Below are 14,484 nucleotides of genomic sequence, written 5' to 3' on the forward strand. Positions count from 1 at the left end.
TTTGGTTAACAGTTTCCATTCTGCACAAAACATGTGTTGAGGGGTAAGCTGCTTAATTTCTTTCATACTTCCACCACATCAGCGCTCCATAAACAATATGTAATACCCCAAAACCGAGCGCCCAAAAATAAAGACCGAAGCTTGAATCGTCAATGTATAAGTTTAGTAGCCCAAGCAAAATCTGGCCGAAACCCAGGTAACGGATTTCTACGAGTGTGTATTTACTGGCGTTAACCAATGCCAACCCGTAAAAAAGCAGGCAGCCTGATGCTACCAGTTCGAAAGAGCCATGCTGCAGCACGCTGATCAGATAAACGCCCCCCACAAATAAGGGTATGCACACATTCCACATCAGGCGTTTTGCAGTGGCCCCCCATAAGGGGATTTTGTTTTTCTTGCTGCGCAGGTAGGTAAACAGGAAAGAGGACGTAAAAGCAGCAAGAAAAGTAATCAGTGCAATTGTCAGCAGGCGTATCTCCAGGTCGCTGATGGTACCTTTTGCGGTTTCCCGCATAATGTATCCGCTGCTGTTACCTGCGCTATTCAACTGGTAAATGTTTATTTCAACTCTTGCAAAAAAAGCGCCCACCAATGCGCAGCACCCCGCCGCAATACCACTTAAGCCGCTAAGGCTGATGAACCGGCTGCTGCGTTCCATCATTTGCCTGATATCCTTTAAGGTATCCAGATGCTGAGAATTGTCACTCATAAAAAGCACTTTGTGTTTCAAAGTACATGAGAAAAATTGATGTGGCCAAATTTTTTGAAAAGAATTTTTTTAGAGGAACTAATTAGGAAAGTAAAACGAAGAACTGATATGAGGCGATGAAAATTTCTACCCGGTGGGAAAAGCTGCATAGCGAACAGAACGTACAAGAGTGCGACGCAAGTAAAGCCTCATGCTTGTTCCTGCTGCCGGGCCCATAAAACTTTGTTTTTAGCGGCCGGGTATTACCGTTTGGCAAAGCTCAATCAATACGCCGTTTGTTGATTTAGGGTGCAAAAAACAAATTATTTTGTTGTCTGCGCCGGGTTTTGGTACTTCATTCAATACCTGGAAGCCCTGGCTGCTTAACCGGCTTATTTCAGCTTCAATATCCTTTACCTCAAAAGCTATGTGGTGTATACCTTCCCCGCGTTTTTCAATGTATTTTGCTATAACGCCGCCAGGTTCTGTGCTTTGCAGCAATTCAATTTTGGTTTCACCCTTTACGAAAAAGGCTGTTGTAACTTTCTCACTGTCAACAAATTCCTGTTTGTAGCAAACGGTGTTTAAAAGCGTTTCGAACAGTGGGATGGATACTGCCAAATCTTTAACGGCTATGCCAATATGTTCTACTTTTTGCATCTGGATTGATTTTCGATATATGAAAATAGATAGTTTCTATTCCCGCACGGGCCCAAAATAGGAGCTTTTGGATTAAATTTGTCTTTATCAAAAATTTTGATATGCTGAAATTGCCGATTTACCTGGACAACAATGCCACCACGCCCATGGACCCCCGTGTGCTGGAAGCCATGATACCTTACTTTACAGAGCATTTTGGCAATGCCGCCAGCCGCAACCACCCTTTTGGATGGGAAGCTGAAGAAGCGGTGGATTATGCACGTGAACAGGTAGCTAAACTGGTTGGCGCGGACCCCAAGGAAATCATCTTCACCTCCGGCGCCACAGAAGGCGATAACCTGGCAATTAAAGGGGTATTTGAAATGTATGCCAGCAAAGGCAACCATATTATTACGGCCAACACGGAACATAAGGCTGTTCTTGATACCTGCAAACACATTGAAAAACTGGGGGGCGAGGTTACTTACCTGCAGGTAAAGGATAATGGCCTGGTTGATCTTGCGGAACTGGAAGCTGCCATTAAACCTACTACCATACTCATTTCCATTATGTATGCCAACAATGAAATTGGCGTAGTGCAGCCGGTTAAAGAAATAAGCAATATTGCCAAAAAGAATGGGGTACTGTTTTTTACTGATGCCACGCAGGCGGTTGGTAAAATTCCGGTAGATGTGCAGAAAGACGGTATTGATATAATGGCTTTTACCGGCCACAAAATGTATGGGCCCAAAGGCGTTGGCGCTTTGTATGTGCGCCGCAAAAATCCACGTGTTAAGGTAACAGCTCAAATGGATGGCGGCGGGCACGAAAGGGGTATGCGCAGCGGTACATTAAATGTTCCCGGTATTGTGGGTTTCGGAAAAGCCTGCGAATTATGCCGCCTGGATATGGAAGAAGATACAAAACGTATCAAAGCGCTTAGGGATAAGCTGGAAACCGCATTATTGCAGATAGAAGAAAGTTACCTGAATGGCGACAAAGAGCACCGCCTGCCGCATGTAAGCAATATTTCTTTTAAATACGTGGAAGGAGAGGGGCTGATGATGGGCTTTAATAAAAATATTGCGGTTTCTTCTGGTTCAGCCTGTACCTCAGCCTCCCTGGAGCCAAGCTATGTGTTAAAAGCACTGGGCCTGGGCGATGACCTGGCACACAGTTCGCTGCGGTTTGGTTTAGGCCGGTTTACCACTGAAGAACAGATTGATTATACCATTAAGCATGTTACAGATACAGTGAACAAGCTGCGTGATATGAGCCCGCTGTGGGAAATGTACAAGGAAGGCATTGATATGAACAGCATTGAGTGGGCGCACCATTAATAAACACATTAAAACATAAACCTTAGTTATGGCATATTCTGAAAAAGTGATTGACCATTACACCAACCCTAAAAACGTTGGCACTTTAGATAAAAGCAGTAAAAATGTGGGTACCGGTTTGGTGGGGGCTCCTGAATGTGGCGATGTGATGCGTCTGCAGATTGAAGTGGATGAAGCTACCGGTGTAATAAAAGATGCCAAGTTCAAAACGTTTGGCTGTGGTTCCGCCATCGCTTCTTCATCGCTGGCAACGGAATGGCTTAAAGGCAAATCCGTTGATGATGCACTGAAGATTGATAACATGGAAATTGTGGAAGAGCTTAACCTGCCGCCTGTGAAAATACATTGCTCTGTACTGGCCGAAGATGCCATAAAAGCGGCTATTAACGACTACAGGCAAAAGCAGGGTTTGGAAGCTTTGGTGTTTGAAGAAAGAATTCATTAAACGGAAAAATTAAAATTATGACGGCAACAGAAAACGCGATAATCATAAGTGACAAAGCCAGGGCTAAGGTGCAAAAGCTGATGGATGAAGCGGGCATTGGCAACGACCCATCTTATTTTCTGCGTGTGGGCGTGGTAGGCGGCGGCTGTAGCGGCCTTAGTTATAAAATGGATTTTGACAATGAGCAAAAACCTAACGACCAGGTGTTTGAAAGCGATGGATTAAAAGTGGTAACAGACCTGAAAAGCTTTTTATACCTCGTAAATACCGAGCTCGATTTTTCGGACGGGCTTAATGGAAAAGGGTTCTTCTTCAATAACCCCAATGCCAGCCGTAGCTGTGGTTGCGGCGAAAGCTTTGCGGTATAAGCAGCAACGATATTGTGTAAAGCCGGGGCTTAGTCCCCGGCTTTTTTATTATCCCATGTATTAGAACATTAAGCAGCCTTTATATACCGGCTTTTGTTTTTCATGGTATCGCCTGTTGCGTCGCAAGCACTTCATCCTCCGGTTTTTCATGGCGACATTTAAGCGGGGATTAGCCATCCATATCCTAACAAAATTTTCCGTGTTTCCGTGGCAATCCCTTCTGTTTGAAAAAAATTTCTTTACTGGCTTCAGTGGCAATATTTTCTGCTAAACGGAATATTCTTCCGTGCTTCCGTGGCAAATTGCCTGTAAATTGTGCAAAAAAATTACTGTGACTATCCCGGAGCTATATAGCCTGTTTCAACAACACCCATCCATCCAAACAGATACACGTAAGCTTAAACAGGGCGACTTGTTCTTTGCCTTAAAAGGCCCCAATTTTAATGGCAACCTATTTGCCGAAAAGGCTTTGGAGGCTGGTGCGGCTTATGCTATTGTTGATGAAGATGTAACAGGCGAAACAGGGCGCATAATTAAGACAGATGATGTATTAACCACTCTGCAAAACCTTGCTAAATACCACCGGCAACAGTTCAACATACCTTTTATAGGCATTACCGGCAGTAATGGAAAAACCACCACTAAAGAGCTGGTGCATGCTGTACTTTCATCTCATTTTATTACTTACACTACGCAGGGCAATCTCAATAACCATATTGGCATACCTCTTACCTTATTAAGCGTTAAAGGCGATGCGCAGATGGCAGTGATAGAAATGGGGGCTAACCACCAGAAAGAAATAGAAGGATATTGCAGGTATGCGCAGCCAACCCACGGCATCATTACCAACTGCGGTAAAGCCCACCTGGAGGGCTTTGGCGGTATAGAAGGCGTAAGAAAAGGTAAAGGTGAGCTATATGATTACATAAGGGCAAATGGCGGCGCTATTTTCGCTTTTGATGATTATAACTACCTGCACAGCATGAGTGCAGGCATTAAAGATATTACCTGGTACGGAACGTTAAACGGAAGTGTTACCGGCACGGTAAAAGCCAGCGAGCCGTTCCTGGAAGTAGCAATAGCAAAAGGGCTTTCTTCTCCCCAGCTTAAAACTCAACTGGTAGGCGATTATAATTTACCCAATGTACTTTGTGCCATTGCAGTGGCTATGCACTTTAATGTACCGGAAGAAAAAATTAAGGCCGCTATCGAAAATTATGTTCCTTCCAACAGCCGCTCTCAGTTGTTGGAGAAGGGTACCAACAAAATAATACTGGATGCCTACAATGCCAACCCAACCAGCATGAAGGCGGCTATTGAAAACTTTGCCCACCTGCATGCCAATAACAAGATATTGTTGCTGGGCGGCATGATGGAATTAGGAGAAGACAGCATTAAGGAGCATGCCGCGCTGATAGACATTATCGGCAGGTATTCATGGAAGAATGTTGTGCTGGTAGGCGGCGATTTTGGAAAACTTCTTCAGCCATACCAATACTTTGCTGATTCAAAGCAGGCCGGCGATTGGTTACGGGGCCAGCAGTTACAAAACTGCTACCTGCTGGTAAAGGGTTCCCGCAGCATGCAGATGGAAAAAGTGCTTGAGTAACTATAGTCACATTAAAATTGCCGGCGCCTCTTTTATTTTGCAACAATTGTTAGCACCTTTGTGAAAAGATTAGTGCGATGGATTTTTTAAAAAAATTTCTGGGTAAGAGATTGTCCAGGGAACATTTCAATATCCTTGTGGCCGAAGGTGCCGTTATTGTTGATGTACGCTCCCCCAATGAATTTAAAGAAGAGGGGCATCTGCCTGATGCCATGAACATCCCACTTCAGTTTATTGTGCAAAAAGCAGAACAGTTTAAGGAAAAGGATGCTACTGTTATTACGGTATGCCGGCAGGGCATACGCAGCAGTATGGCGGTGTCTTTGTTAAGTAACGCCGGGGTAAGGGCTTTTAATGGTGGTTCCTGGAGCAGCTTTAGCTAAACATTGGTATGTTTTTTTGGGGATAATAGCGGCAGGCAATGCAGCCTGTTGTAAATTCTATTGTTATGGAAAGTGTTCAAAAAGAAAGCTTTGGCGCGGTTATTAATTCCGGGAAGCCGGTATTGGTAGATTTTTTTGCAGAATGGTGTGGCCCCTGTAAAATGATGCCACCTATTTTGAAAGAACTCAGAAACACGATGGGGGATGCTGTGCGGATTCTCAAAATTGATGTTGATAAGAATCCGGCGGTGGCTTCTGCATTCCAGGTACAGGGCGTACCTACATTAATACTTTTTCAGAACGGGCAGGTTAAATGGCGTCAGTCCGGCGTTATGCCTGCAGCCCGCCTGGCAGAGGTAATCCGGCTGCATACCATTCTTTAAAGCTCAATTATTCTCTCTGCGGTTAACAATCTTCTTACCTTGCAGTCAACTATAAACAATTATGAGCAGCCAGGGAAAACCATCTTACCTCTTAAGTGTGCTAAACAATAAATGCCCAAGGTGCAGGCGGGGTAAAATTTTTCAAAGCAATAACGCCTACGCATTTAAAGGGAGCAGGTACATGAAGATGCATGACAAGTGTCCTGTTTGCGGGCAGGCAACAGAAATTGAAGTGGGCTTTTATTACGGTACAGGCTATGTAAGTTATGCGCTTTGTGTTGCATTTACAGTAGCCTTTTTTATAGCTTGGTATGTACTTATTGGTTTTTCCATTGATGATAACCGTTTGTTCTGGTGCCTTGGCCTGGATATAGTATTACTCGTTTTGCTGCAACCGGTTATTATGCGGCTTTCCCGTACAATGTGGCTAAGCTGGTTTGTAAAGTATGATAAGGAATGGGATAAGCACAAAGCCGAAGAACCCGAAAGAATTGTACCTGAACAAATGGGCAACTGGTAATAAGAACGGTTTTCCATAATACATTTTATGGGCCCGGCAGGAGGAACTATTATGAGGCTTCCGTTGCGTCGCACTCTTGTACGTTCTGAGCATTACTCGCCTTTTTCCTTCCCTTTCAATAAAAAGTAAATGAATTTTATTCGTTAAGGTGCAACCTTATCCTTTCCATTAGCAACAGGCTGTAAAAAAAAGGCCCGCTCTAGAAAGAGCTGGCCGTTGCTAACCTATGAAAAACACCGAGTTTATAATAAGGTGTAAAAACTAACTTTTATTTGTTTTCAAATTTGCGAAATCTTTGTCTGTTTTGCAACTCTTTTCTTAATAATTCTCTATAACTTTTATCCACAGTGTAAATACGGTTTACCCTTACATCATCTTTCAGCACCCGCTTAAATTCTTCTTTATATTTTTTGCGGATTCCAACCACTTTTTCTTCAAAAGCAATTTCATCGTCAGGGTGTTCTTTCCTGGCCTGTTTTATTTCATCAAAATATTGATTGTACACCGGCCAAAACTGCTGGGCCTCTTCGGTAGTAAGCTTTAATTCTTTTGTTATAAAGGCTACTTTTAAGGCTTGCAACCGTTCCTGTTTGCTTTGTTGTTGCTGTGCATTACAAAGGTAACCTGCTAAACAAAAAAACATCATCAGCGGTAATAATTTTTTCATTCTTTAATCAAAGTTTAAATTCCTTGAGATGATTTTTCTTCCGGTACGGGGTTTTCTTCTAAAAATTGCTGTATTTCATCGGTGCCGGTACTTTTAATGTACTCATTTAAGTCGGGTTCCTGCTCTTCGCTCCAGTATGCAGACTCGCCTGCAACAGGCTGGCGTGTAAGGTAACTGATGATTTCTTCTTCAGGTATCCCGGCCACTTCTTTTTGCACATCTACAGAAGGTATTGCTGCCACACCGGGCAGGGTGCCTTTATTTTGACCAAACCAAAAAATGCTACCTGTTAGTAATACAATCACAACTGCTGCGGCAGATGCGTACAGGTACCATTTTTTGCGGGGCTGCATTTTTATTATTTCAGGCTGCGGTTTCAGGTTAACCTGAAAATTGTCAAAATAGCCTTGCGGAACAGTATAAACATTTGCTTTGCCGATGCTGTTTAAAAAAGGCGCCACTTCTTCCAGTTCGTTGCTAACCTCGTTGTTGCCGGATTTTGCAAATTTTATTTTCTGCATTATACCTTCTGCCAGGTTATCAAAATAAGCGTCCGGTACCTGGAAGGGATGCGGCAGGTTGCCTTCAATTATTGGGTTGGTTTCCTGTAATTGCCGCATTATATTATCTGCCAGGTTGTTAAAGTAACCTTCAGGCACTGCGTAAACCGCAGTACGATCAACAGAAAGCAATGCAGGCGCAACAGTGGCTAACTCATTCAATATTTCATTCCTGTTTTCCATTCAATCTGGTTTGATGCCTTTTGTTAAAAAAGGTTTAATGACTTTTAATAAACTCTTCTATCTTTTTTGCAGCATGGTGGTAGCTGGCCTTTAGGGCGCCTTCGCTCGTTTCCAGCACACGGCTCATTTCCTCGTAAGGCATTTCATCGTAATAGCGCAGGTTAAAAACAACCCGCTGCTTTTCAGGTAATTGTTGTATTGCCAGTTGCAGCTTCCATTCCAGTTTATTAGCGTCAAAGTTGCTGTCGGCTTTTATTTTATTGCTTAACCCGCTTTCAACATCGCTAAGGCTTACAGCAGAGCGTCTTTTTTGTTGCTCTATAAACGTAAGCGATTCATTAGTGGCTATTCTATATAGCCAGGTGTATAGCTGGCTGTCTTCCCTAAAGTTGTCCAATGCATTCCAAACCTTAATAAACATGTTCTGCAGCACATCGTTGGCGTCGTCGTGGTTAACAACCATCCGCCTTATATGCCAGTACAGCTTTTCCTGGTATTTTTTAATAATGGCCGTAAATGCTTTCTCCTTGGTTCCAGGCTGCCGGAATTGATACAATAATTCTTTATCGTCTAAGTGCATGCAGGGCGGTTTGATTATTAAAAATAAAAAAACTCATACATACGATGAGTTTTTTGCAATACGGTTTAATATGTATTAGTGTCTTAACCTTTCTTTCTGGCTATCACTTTTTCTGCCGCTTCTACAATGTTAGGTGTATCAAGGCCATACTTTTTAAGTAATTGAACAGGAGTACCGCTTTCTCCAAATGTATCGTTGGTGCCCACATACTCAATTGGTATCGGGAAGTTTTTAGCGGCAACATGAGAAATGCTGTCACCCAGGCCACCCCAAATGTTATGTTCTTCGCAGGTAACGGCACATTTGGTTTTAGAAATAGATTTTACAATGGCCTCGGTATCCAGGGGTTTTAACGTATGAATATTAATTACTTCTACACTGTACCCTTTTTCTTCAAGTATTTTGCCGGCTTCAATAGCCTTCCAAACCAGGTGGCCAATAGCAAAGATGGTTACATCTGTTCCTTCACTAAATACCTGGGCTTTGCCAATTACAAAATCGCTGCCATCTTCTTTGGTAAAGTTGGCCCATTTTGGCCTGCCGAAGCGAAGGTAAACAGGGCCTTCAAATTCAGCCACAGCCAGTGTAGCCGCTTTAGTCTGGTTAAAATCGCAGGGATTTATTACCGTCATGCCGGGCAACATTTTCATCATGCCCAGGTCTTCCAGTATCTGGTGGGTAGCGCCATCTTCGCCAAGGGTTAAGCCGGCGTGGCTGGCACAAATTTTTACGTTTTTATTGCTGTAAGCTATGCTTTGGCGAATCTGGTCGTACACACGGCCAGTGCTAAAGTTGGCAAATGTGGTAGTGTAAGGTATTTTGCCACCTATGGTAAGGCCGGCTGCAATACCCATCATATTGGCTTCGGCAATGCCGCACTGTATAAAGCGCTCAGGAATTTCCTTCATAAAAGGCCCCAGCTTAAAAGAACCGGCCAAATCTGCCGTTAATACAATTACGTTGGGATTCTTTTTGCCCAATTCATAAATACCCTCGCCAAAACCGCCGCGTGTTTCTTTCTCATTAAGCACTGTTATATCTTTCAGCATTGCCCGTATTAGTTTTAGGTGTTTTAAAATGGCCTGCAAAATAAGTAATGATTAGGTTGTAACCGTAACTTCTGTTTGATATTTTTAAGAAGAAACAAAAGGCTTGGTTTTCAGACGATTAGACCTATTTTTCTTGCTTATTGCTTGTCATCATTCAGTGCTTTGGCAATTTGTTGCTCCAACGCACCCAGTTTTTCCGCTGTTTCTTTTAGTGTTATCCACTCGTTGCCCATTTTGTTCTGTTCAGTGGCAAACCATATCAGCACCATGGCAATATAGTCCTGCATATCCTTGCCGGCAAAATTGGTTTTAAACTCAAGTATTCTTTCGTTAATCAGCTTTATTGTTTTACGCACCATCTCTTCTTCCGCAGGTTCTATTTTTATCCGGTAGGTACGGTCTCCTATTAAGATGTTGGCGGGAATTAGTTCTTGCATAATTTAAGCATTTAATAAAGCAAGGCATTTTTCAACTTCTTTCAGGTAGCTCTCAATTCTTTTTTCCAGCTCTTTTCTTGTTTCGGGGCTCCAGTTTTGCGTACCAAGCCGCAACACATCAGCCTGCTGTTGCAACAGGTTAATTTTTTCCTGTTTGGCCAGCATTTCTGCCTGGTGCTTTTCAATTTCTTTTTTCAGGTGATGGTTTTCCCGTTGCACCTGCTGGTGCTGTTTCAGCAACTGCTGAACTTTGTTTTGAAGGCTTTTTATCTGTTCTTCAAGTTGAGCCATACATGCCAGTAATATCCGGACAACGTGCTGCCAATTTCAACAGGCATGCAGTGTGCAGGTTTTTAACAATCATCCAAATTAACCGTAAAAAGCTGTATAATCAAAGGTTTACCGTTGCTTTCTTTCGGTGTTGGTTTGTTCTGTTCAAAATTTATGCCCCTTATGGAGTTGATTAGGGCGCCTGCCAAAGGCACCGGGCAGAACTGCGTCCGCAACCATCATCAAAGCAACATTTGGTTGCTTTGATGATGGTTGTGCTTTAATCCCTGGCGCGGGGTGACGCAACGCAATAAGTTGCCGGGCTTGCGCTGCGAATATTTTTATTTAACCGAAAATTTGAGGGGAGGTACGAAAGGCTGCTGCGTATAGCGGTAGAGTACAAGAGTGCGACGCAAGGGCGACTATATACGGTTTGGGACAAGTGATGTTTTGTAGTATTTGTCGAATTTATCAATTACCATATTCCTTATTAAAATAAGGTCTTCAGTAACTCCAACATTTGATGCTGAATTATCATTTAAGTAAGTATTTACATCAGACAAAACAATATTATCTGACTCATAAATATCCAGAATCTCCGATGCAAGTTCCCAGTCATCGGAATTATTTGAGGTTAATAGGACACCTATCCAAGCCCCTTCGCTCATTTTTTCTTAGCAGCCTTCTTAGGCTGTTTTTCTTTTTGTTCAACCTTTATATTCTTAACTGACGCGGCAATCACATCGGCAAACGAGCCGCTTACCGAAAGTTTTTTATCGTATTTGTCCGACCTTTTTTTCTTCTCTACGGTCATATAATCAATTTTGCGAAATATAATGATTTAGACAGATATAACTATTATAAAGTTTTCTACATAAAACCTACATGAAAATTTTAGCTACTTGGATTATTTATAATTTTATTACGTAGATTCGCCTACGTAATATTGATAACATGGCTATAATTGAAATATCAGATAAAGTTTCACAAAAATTGAGACTAATTCTTACGGAGCAAATAAAGTCGGCAACGGAAAAGTTTTTGACCGCAAAAATGGAGCTTGATGAGCTAAAGGAAGCATTAAAAAACCTGGACGGAACGGTGGTTGAAAAAAGGGTAGTGAATAACCATATTCCGATAAATATCCCATCTTGGGAGTATAATTCCAAATGGTCATGGTTTGCTAAAGCGGAGTTTATTTTAAAAAACAGGCCCGGATTGACGTCGAATGAAATAATTGATGAAATCATTGAAAGGTATGAGCCCAATCTTGACAGGCAAAAAGCTGTTAACAGTTTACCTGCAACACTGAGCGTGGCTGCTGTAAAGGACAATAAAATAAATAGATTCCGTAATGATAAAAATGAATGGGCTTATGAACTAATGAAATAAAAAACCGCCTGCGACCAACAGGCGGTAATTTTTTTGCAGATTCACATAAATGAGCAGGTAGTCAAGCTGGTTAAGGCACCCCACTGGTACTGGGGAGACGCGGGGTCGTAGCCCGCCCTGCTCTCTTTTTGCTTTGCTAAGTTAACAAGTTAAGTTATAAAACCTAACTTTTTACCGTTAAAAATTTGTCGTTTCCGAGGCGACAAAACAATAGGGGTGTAATTGTATACACCCTGAACTCCACACGCACAGCCTCTCATAAGGGTCTCTCATTAGGCGTAAGTGTTGCGTGTGGAGATTGTTTTTTATAAAGTTAATTCTTCTTAATTAAATCAGCATACTTTAACCTGCCTTCACTATTGCTTATTGTCAGTTCAAATCTTTCTTTGTCGCTAATCTTTCTAAAATTGTACCTGTAAGCAGTTTCAGTGCAATACCTGTGCAAATGCTTTGGGCTTACTTGGTGGTAAATACCGTAGATGCTACGCTTTAATTGGCTAAAAAACCCTTCAATAGAATTTGTATGCCAGATACCCCTAACATATTCGTCTTGGTTATGGTTAACAACTTCATGCCCGGCGAAAAGCTTATTTAAGCCAGTGTAAGCATTTAAGCTGTCTGTCACGATTACTGCATTGGTATTAACATGGTCAACTACCATATTTTTCAAAGATTTTTCTTCGCTTTTATAGATAGTTGTTTTCACTTGCTTGCCCCTTTCCAGTAACCCTACTACCATAGTCTTATTGCCCGTATGGCTTGTGTTTTCCCTGTGCGCTTTAGCCCTTACTGATTTATGCTTATTCTTCATTTTGCCACCCACAAAAGTTTCATCCACTTCTACCATATTGTTAAGTAGTTCAGGCGCTTTATCTGTCAGCATTTCACGTACACGGTGTAAAACGAACCATGCAGCCTTTTGGGTAATACCTAAATCTTTGCCCAACTGGATGCTGCTAATCCCCTTTTTGTGGGCCGTAATAAGCCACACTGCAATAAACCATGTACTTAAAGGCAGGTTGCTGTTTTCATATATTGTGCCAACTGTAACTGAAAACTTTTTGTAGCACTCTTTATTTGCACACTTAAACCTTTTCCCGTCCTCAATATTGTAAACTTTGGTATGACCACAATAAGGGCATTCAGGGTTACCATTCCAGCGTTGCAGTATTAAGTAGTCCCTGCATACTTTTTCATCCGAAAAGTATTTGGTTGCCTCTTTTAAATTTTTGAAGTTCATGCCCTTTTTTTGTTACATAAAGATAAATATTGTCCAGTATTCTACCTAATTTTTATGAATTTATTTTATAGGATTTCATTAAAAAAAGTCTTTTTTGGGTATATAATAAGCGCAAATAGCCGTTTATAGGGCTAAAACTATCCCAATCAGACTATTTTTGCAGTGTGTTATGTTATAATAAATACTGATAGTATTTTTATTTGGTATTATACAAATATTTTTGTGATATGTCTATATCTACTGCTGTAGTTAAATCATCCCTTACTCATTCTGAGCATCATCAGGCTGTCCCGGCTGGAAGGTGGTATACAGATGATGAACTAAATAATAGAATAATTAGTGAGTATAATAAATTCAGAGACAGCTTAAAAAAACAAATACAAGAGCAATTTGAAAATAATTTTAACACTGCAAAAAAAGCTTGTGAACAAATATTTTTTTCTCTTTTAGCGGATACTAAAATTACATGTAGTAAAATTCATTTGCGGTATACTTCTATCGATACGTTTGATGCAATTTTTGTTCTTCCAGAAAAAATTTATTTATCTGAAAAGTTCGACATTGCCTATGAATATGCATCAAAGATTATTAGTGATTACAATTCAAAAAATTTCTGCATTAGCTTTCATTTTATGCCAGCGGTTAGAGGCGTTAATAAAAACGCCCTAATTTCTGATGGTTTCCAATTAACCTTTAAAAAATAGATTGATGGGGGATAGGCTTTCTCATGCCCAGCACAATGAAAAAGTATGCAATACTCTATGCGCAGATGAAGATAGTGTAGACTGGGTAATAACAACCGCTTTTTACTCTGCGCTTCATTTTGTTGAGTACAAATTGTTTCCTATGTCGGAAAAGGACGCAGCGGGGAACAAATTTAAAATTAAAACTTTCGACGAATATTATAACCTTTACTGCAACAACAAGGCCAATAGCGGGAACAAACATGCCGAAAGATTAAACCTGATTCAGAAAAAGCAATTATCTATAGCCCCGCATTATAAATGGTTAAAAGATACGTGCTGGACAGCCAGGTATTACGAATACAAATTTAACATTGCAAGAAATTATATCGAAGAGGCTAAAAGACGACTTGAAATAATAAAAAAATGCTGTGAAGCCAAATAACTAATCTACCCTTGTCCCAAACCGTATATAGTCGCCGACGCAAGGGACGCTCATACTTGTTCCTGCTGCCGGGCCCATAATAAAACACAAAAAGGGCATACGCCCTTTTTGCAGTTTGAATACCCTACTGTGTTGTTTTATTTAAACCATGTTATTCACTTTTGGTATAAGAGTCTTTAAGGCTAAGGTCGCCATCTGTGGTAGAGTTAATGATGTACCATTTTTTGTCATCGTTAAGGGTAAGCTGGTAAGTTACCCCATTTTCGTTGGTAAGCTCGGTAACGCCAAACACGCTTTTGTCTTTGTATTTTTTCTTAACCGCCAGTAAAACTTTCAGTGGCAAATCTTTTTCCTGGTAGTAGCGTAAAGAGTTTAAAAAGTTGCCTTCTTTATCGTAACGTATTTTGGTAAGCGTACCTGTTTGTGTAAAGGAAACCAGGTAACCGTTGTCATTTTCGCTCCATTTTACGCTTTGCGCATTAGGAAAAGTTTGGTTGAAAGACTGCACAAGTTTTTCATTGGGGTCTGCCTTTGCGACTGATGTGGAAAGTATAAGACCTGCTGCTATTACAAATATCTTTTTCATACAACTGCTTTTTGTGG

The 14,484-nt window shown here is 41.3% G+C and carries 22 protein-coding genes and 1 tRNA gene; 11 read left to right on the plus strand and 12 right to left on the minus strand.

The genetic code is table 11. The features are described 5' to 3' along the window. Positions 1 to 52 precede the first annotated feature (52 nt). Entirely contained in the window at positions 53 to 709 is a 657-nt protein-coding gene (locus F0364_RS05855; protein ID WP_207632539.1) for a hypothetical protein, read from the minus strand. Positions 710 to 937: 228 nt separating this feature from the next. Next, entirely contained in the window at positions 938 to 1,348 is a 411-nt protein-coding gene (gene mce / locus F0364_RS05860; protein WP_153796833.1) for a methylmalonyl-CoA epimerase, read from the minus strand. A 101-nt stretch (positions 1,349 to 1,449) separates the two neighbouring features. Between mce and F0364_RS05865 the strand changes: the two genes are divergently transcribed. The 7 genes from F0364_RS05865 to F0364_RS05895 all read left to right on the plus strand — a co-directional run bounded on the left by F0364_RS05865 (position 1,450) and on the right by F0364_RS05895 (position 6,375). Then, complete coding sequence (locus F0364_RS05865; RefSeq protein WP_306452325.1) at positions 1,450 to 2,667, plus strand: IscS subfamily cysteine desulfurase; 1,218 nt, start codon at positions 1,450 to 1,452, stop codon at positions 2,665 to 2,667. A 28-nt stretch (positions 2,668 to 2,695) separates the two neighbouring features. After that, positions 2,696 to 3,112 (plus strand): Fe-S cluster assembly scaffold IscU, encoded by a 417-nt coding sequence (gene iscU / locus F0364_RS05870; protein WP_153796834.1) that lies wholly within the window; start codon positions 2,696 to 2,698, stop codon positions 3,110 to 3,112. A 17-nt stretch (positions 3,113 to 3,129) separates the two neighbouring features. After that, positions 3,130 to 3,480: a HesB/IscA family protein gene (locus tag F0364_RS05875; protein WP_153796835.1), complete on the plus strand. Its 351-nt coding sequence runs from the start codon at positions 3,130 to 3,132 to the stop codon at positions 3,478 to 3,480. Between the two features lie 331 nt (positions 3,481 to 3,811). Then, a complete protein-coding gene (locus F0364_RS05880; protein ID WP_153796836.1) occupies positions 3,812 to 5,089 on the plus strand; it encodes a UDP-N-acetylmuramoyl-tripeptide--D-alanyl-D-alanine ligase in 1,278 nt (425 codons plus the stop codon). A gap of 77 nt (positions 5,090 to 5,166) precedes the next feature. Next, positions 5,167 to 5,472, plus strand: a complete 306-nt coding sequence (locus F0364_RS05885; RefSeq protein ID WP_153796837.1) for a rhodanese-like domain-containing protein — start codon at positions 5,167 to 5,169, stop codon at positions 5,470 to 5,472. A 65-nt stretch (positions 5,473 to 5,537) separates the two neighbouring features. Beyond that, on the plus strand, positions 5,538 to 5,855 hold the full coding sequence (gene trxA, locus F0364_RS05890) for a thioredoxin (RefSeq protein WP_153796838.1): 318 nt from the start codon (positions 5,538 to 5,540) through the stop codon (positions 5,853 to 5,855). A gap of 61 nt (positions 5,856 to 5,916) precedes the next feature. After that, the gene (locus F0364_RS05895) at positions 5,917 to 6,375 is read left to right on the plus strand and encodes a DUF983 domain-containing protein (RefSeq protein ID WP_153796839.1); all 459 of its coding nucleotides are present in this window, start codon (positions 5,917 to 5,919) and stop codon (positions 6,373 to 6,375) included. 268 nt (positions 6,376 to 6,643) lie between these two features. Here the strand turns inward: F0364_RS05895 and F0364_RS05900 are convergent, their stop codons facing one another. From F0364_RS05900 to F0364_RS05935, 8 genes are all read right to left on the minus strand, one after another. Further along, entirely contained in the window at positions 6,644 to 7,042 is a 399-nt protein-coding gene (locus F0364_RS05900; protein ID WP_153796840.1) for a hypothetical protein, read from the minus strand. A gap of 14 nt (positions 7,043 to 7,056) precedes the next feature. Further along, positions 7,057 to 7,785 carry a hypothetical protein gene (locus F0364_RS05905; RefSeq protein WP_153796841.1) on the minus strand — a complete coding sequence of 243 codons (729 nt, stop codon included), beginning with the start codon at positions 7,783 to 7,785 and terminating at the stop codon, positions 7,057 to 7,059. Between the two features lie 34 nt (positions 7,786 to 7,819). After that, the gene (locus tag F0364_RS05910) at positions 7,820 to 8,365 is read right to left on the minus strand and encodes an RNA polymerase sigma factor (protein ID WP_153796842.1); all 546 of its coding nucleotides are present in this window, start codon (positions 8,363 to 8,365) and stop codon (positions 7,820 to 7,822) included. 83 nt (positions 8,366 to 8,448) lie between these two features. Next, the gene (locus F0364_RS05915; RefSeq protein WP_153796843.1) at positions 8,449 to 9,414 is read right to left on the minus strand and encodes a transketolase family protein; all 966 of its coding nucleotides are present in this window, start codon (positions 9,412 to 9,414) and stop codon (positions 8,449 to 8,451) included. A gap of 137 nt (positions 9,415 to 9,551) precedes the next feature. Beyond that, entirely contained in the window at positions 9,552 to 9,851 is a 300-nt protein-coding gene (locus F0364_RS05920; RefSeq protein ID WP_153796844.1) for a cell division protein ZapA, read from the minus strand. 3 nt (positions 9,852 to 9,854) lie between these two features. After that, positions 9,855 to 10,142: a hypothetical protein gene (locus F0364_RS05925; protein ID WP_153796845.1), complete on the minus strand. Its 288-nt coding sequence runs from the start codon at positions 10,140 to 10,142 to the stop codon at positions 9,855 to 9,857. A 401-nt stretch (positions 10,143 to 10,543) separates the two neighbouring features. Continuing rightward, positions 10,544 to 10,789: a hypothetical protein gene (locus F0364_RS05930; protein ID WP_153796846.1), complete on the minus strand. Its 246-nt coding sequence runs from the start codon at positions 10,787 to 10,789 to the stop codon at positions 10,544 to 10,546. Next, on the minus strand, positions 10,786 to 10,935 hold the full coding sequence (locus tag F0364_RS05935) for a hypothetical protein (RefSeq protein ID WP_153796847.1): 150 nt from the start codon (positions 10,933 to 10,935) through the stop codon (positions 10,786 to 10,788). Before F0364_RS05935 ends, F0364_RS05930 begins: the two co-directional genes overlap by 4 nt. A 140-nt stretch (positions 10,936 to 11,075) precedes the next feature. Here F0364_RS05935 and F0364_RS05940 point away from each other — a divergent pair, with 140 nt between their 5' ends. Then, the gene (locus F0364_RS05940; protein ID WP_153796848.1) at positions 11,076 to 11,513 is read left to right on the plus strand and encodes a hypothetical protein; all 438 of its coding nucleotides are present in this window, start codon (positions 11,076 to 11,078) and stop codon (positions 11,511 to 11,513) included. A gap of 51 nt (positions 11,514 to 11,564) precedes the next feature. Then, positions 11,565 to 11,637 (plus strand) — tRNA-Thr (locus F0364_RS05945). Between the two features lie 189 nt (positions 11,638 to 11,826). Here F0364_RS05945 and F0364_RS05950 read toward each other — a convergent pair. Beyond that, positions 11,827 to 12,753: an IS1595 family transposase gene (locus F0364_RS05950; RefSeq protein ID WP_153796849.1), complete on the minus strand. Its 927-nt coding sequence runs from the start codon at positions 12,751 to 12,753 to the stop codon at positions 11,827 to 11,829. A 227-nt stretch (positions 12,754 to 12,980) separates the two neighbouring features. Between F0364_RS05950 and F0364_RS05955 the strand changes: the two genes are divergently transcribed. Both F0364_RS05955 and F0364_RS05960 read left to right on the plus strand, forming a co-directional pair. Further along, positions 12,981 to 13,457, plus strand: coding sequence for a hypothetical protein (locus tag F0364_RS05955; protein ID WP_153796850.1), 477 nt, complete (start codon positions 12,981 to 12,983; stop codon positions 13,455 to 13,457). A gap of 142 nt (positions 13,458 to 13,599) precedes the next feature. Further along, positions 13,600 to 13,881 carry a hypothetical protein gene (locus F0364_RS05960; protein ID WP_153796851.1) on the plus strand — a complete coding sequence of 94 codons (282 nt, stop codon included), beginning with the start codon at positions 13,600 to 13,602 and terminating at the stop codon, positions 13,879 to 13,881. A 151-nt stretch (positions 13,882 to 14,032) separates the two neighbouring features. Here the strand turns inward: F0364_RS05960 and F0364_RS05965 are convergent, their stop codons facing one another. Then, complete coding sequence (locus tag F0364_RS05965; RefSeq protein ID WP_153796852.1) at positions 14,033 to 14,467, minus strand: hypothetical protein; 435 nt, start codon at positions 14,465 to 14,467, stop codon at positions 14,033 to 14,035. Positions 14,468 to 14,484: the final 17 nt, after the last annotated feature.

The sequence above is a fragment of the Foetidibacter luteolus genome (assembly GCF_009650435.1).
Taxonomy (GTDB): Bacteria; Bacteroidota; Bacteroidia; order Chitinophagales; family Chitinophagaceae; genus Foetidibacter; species Foetidibacter luteolus.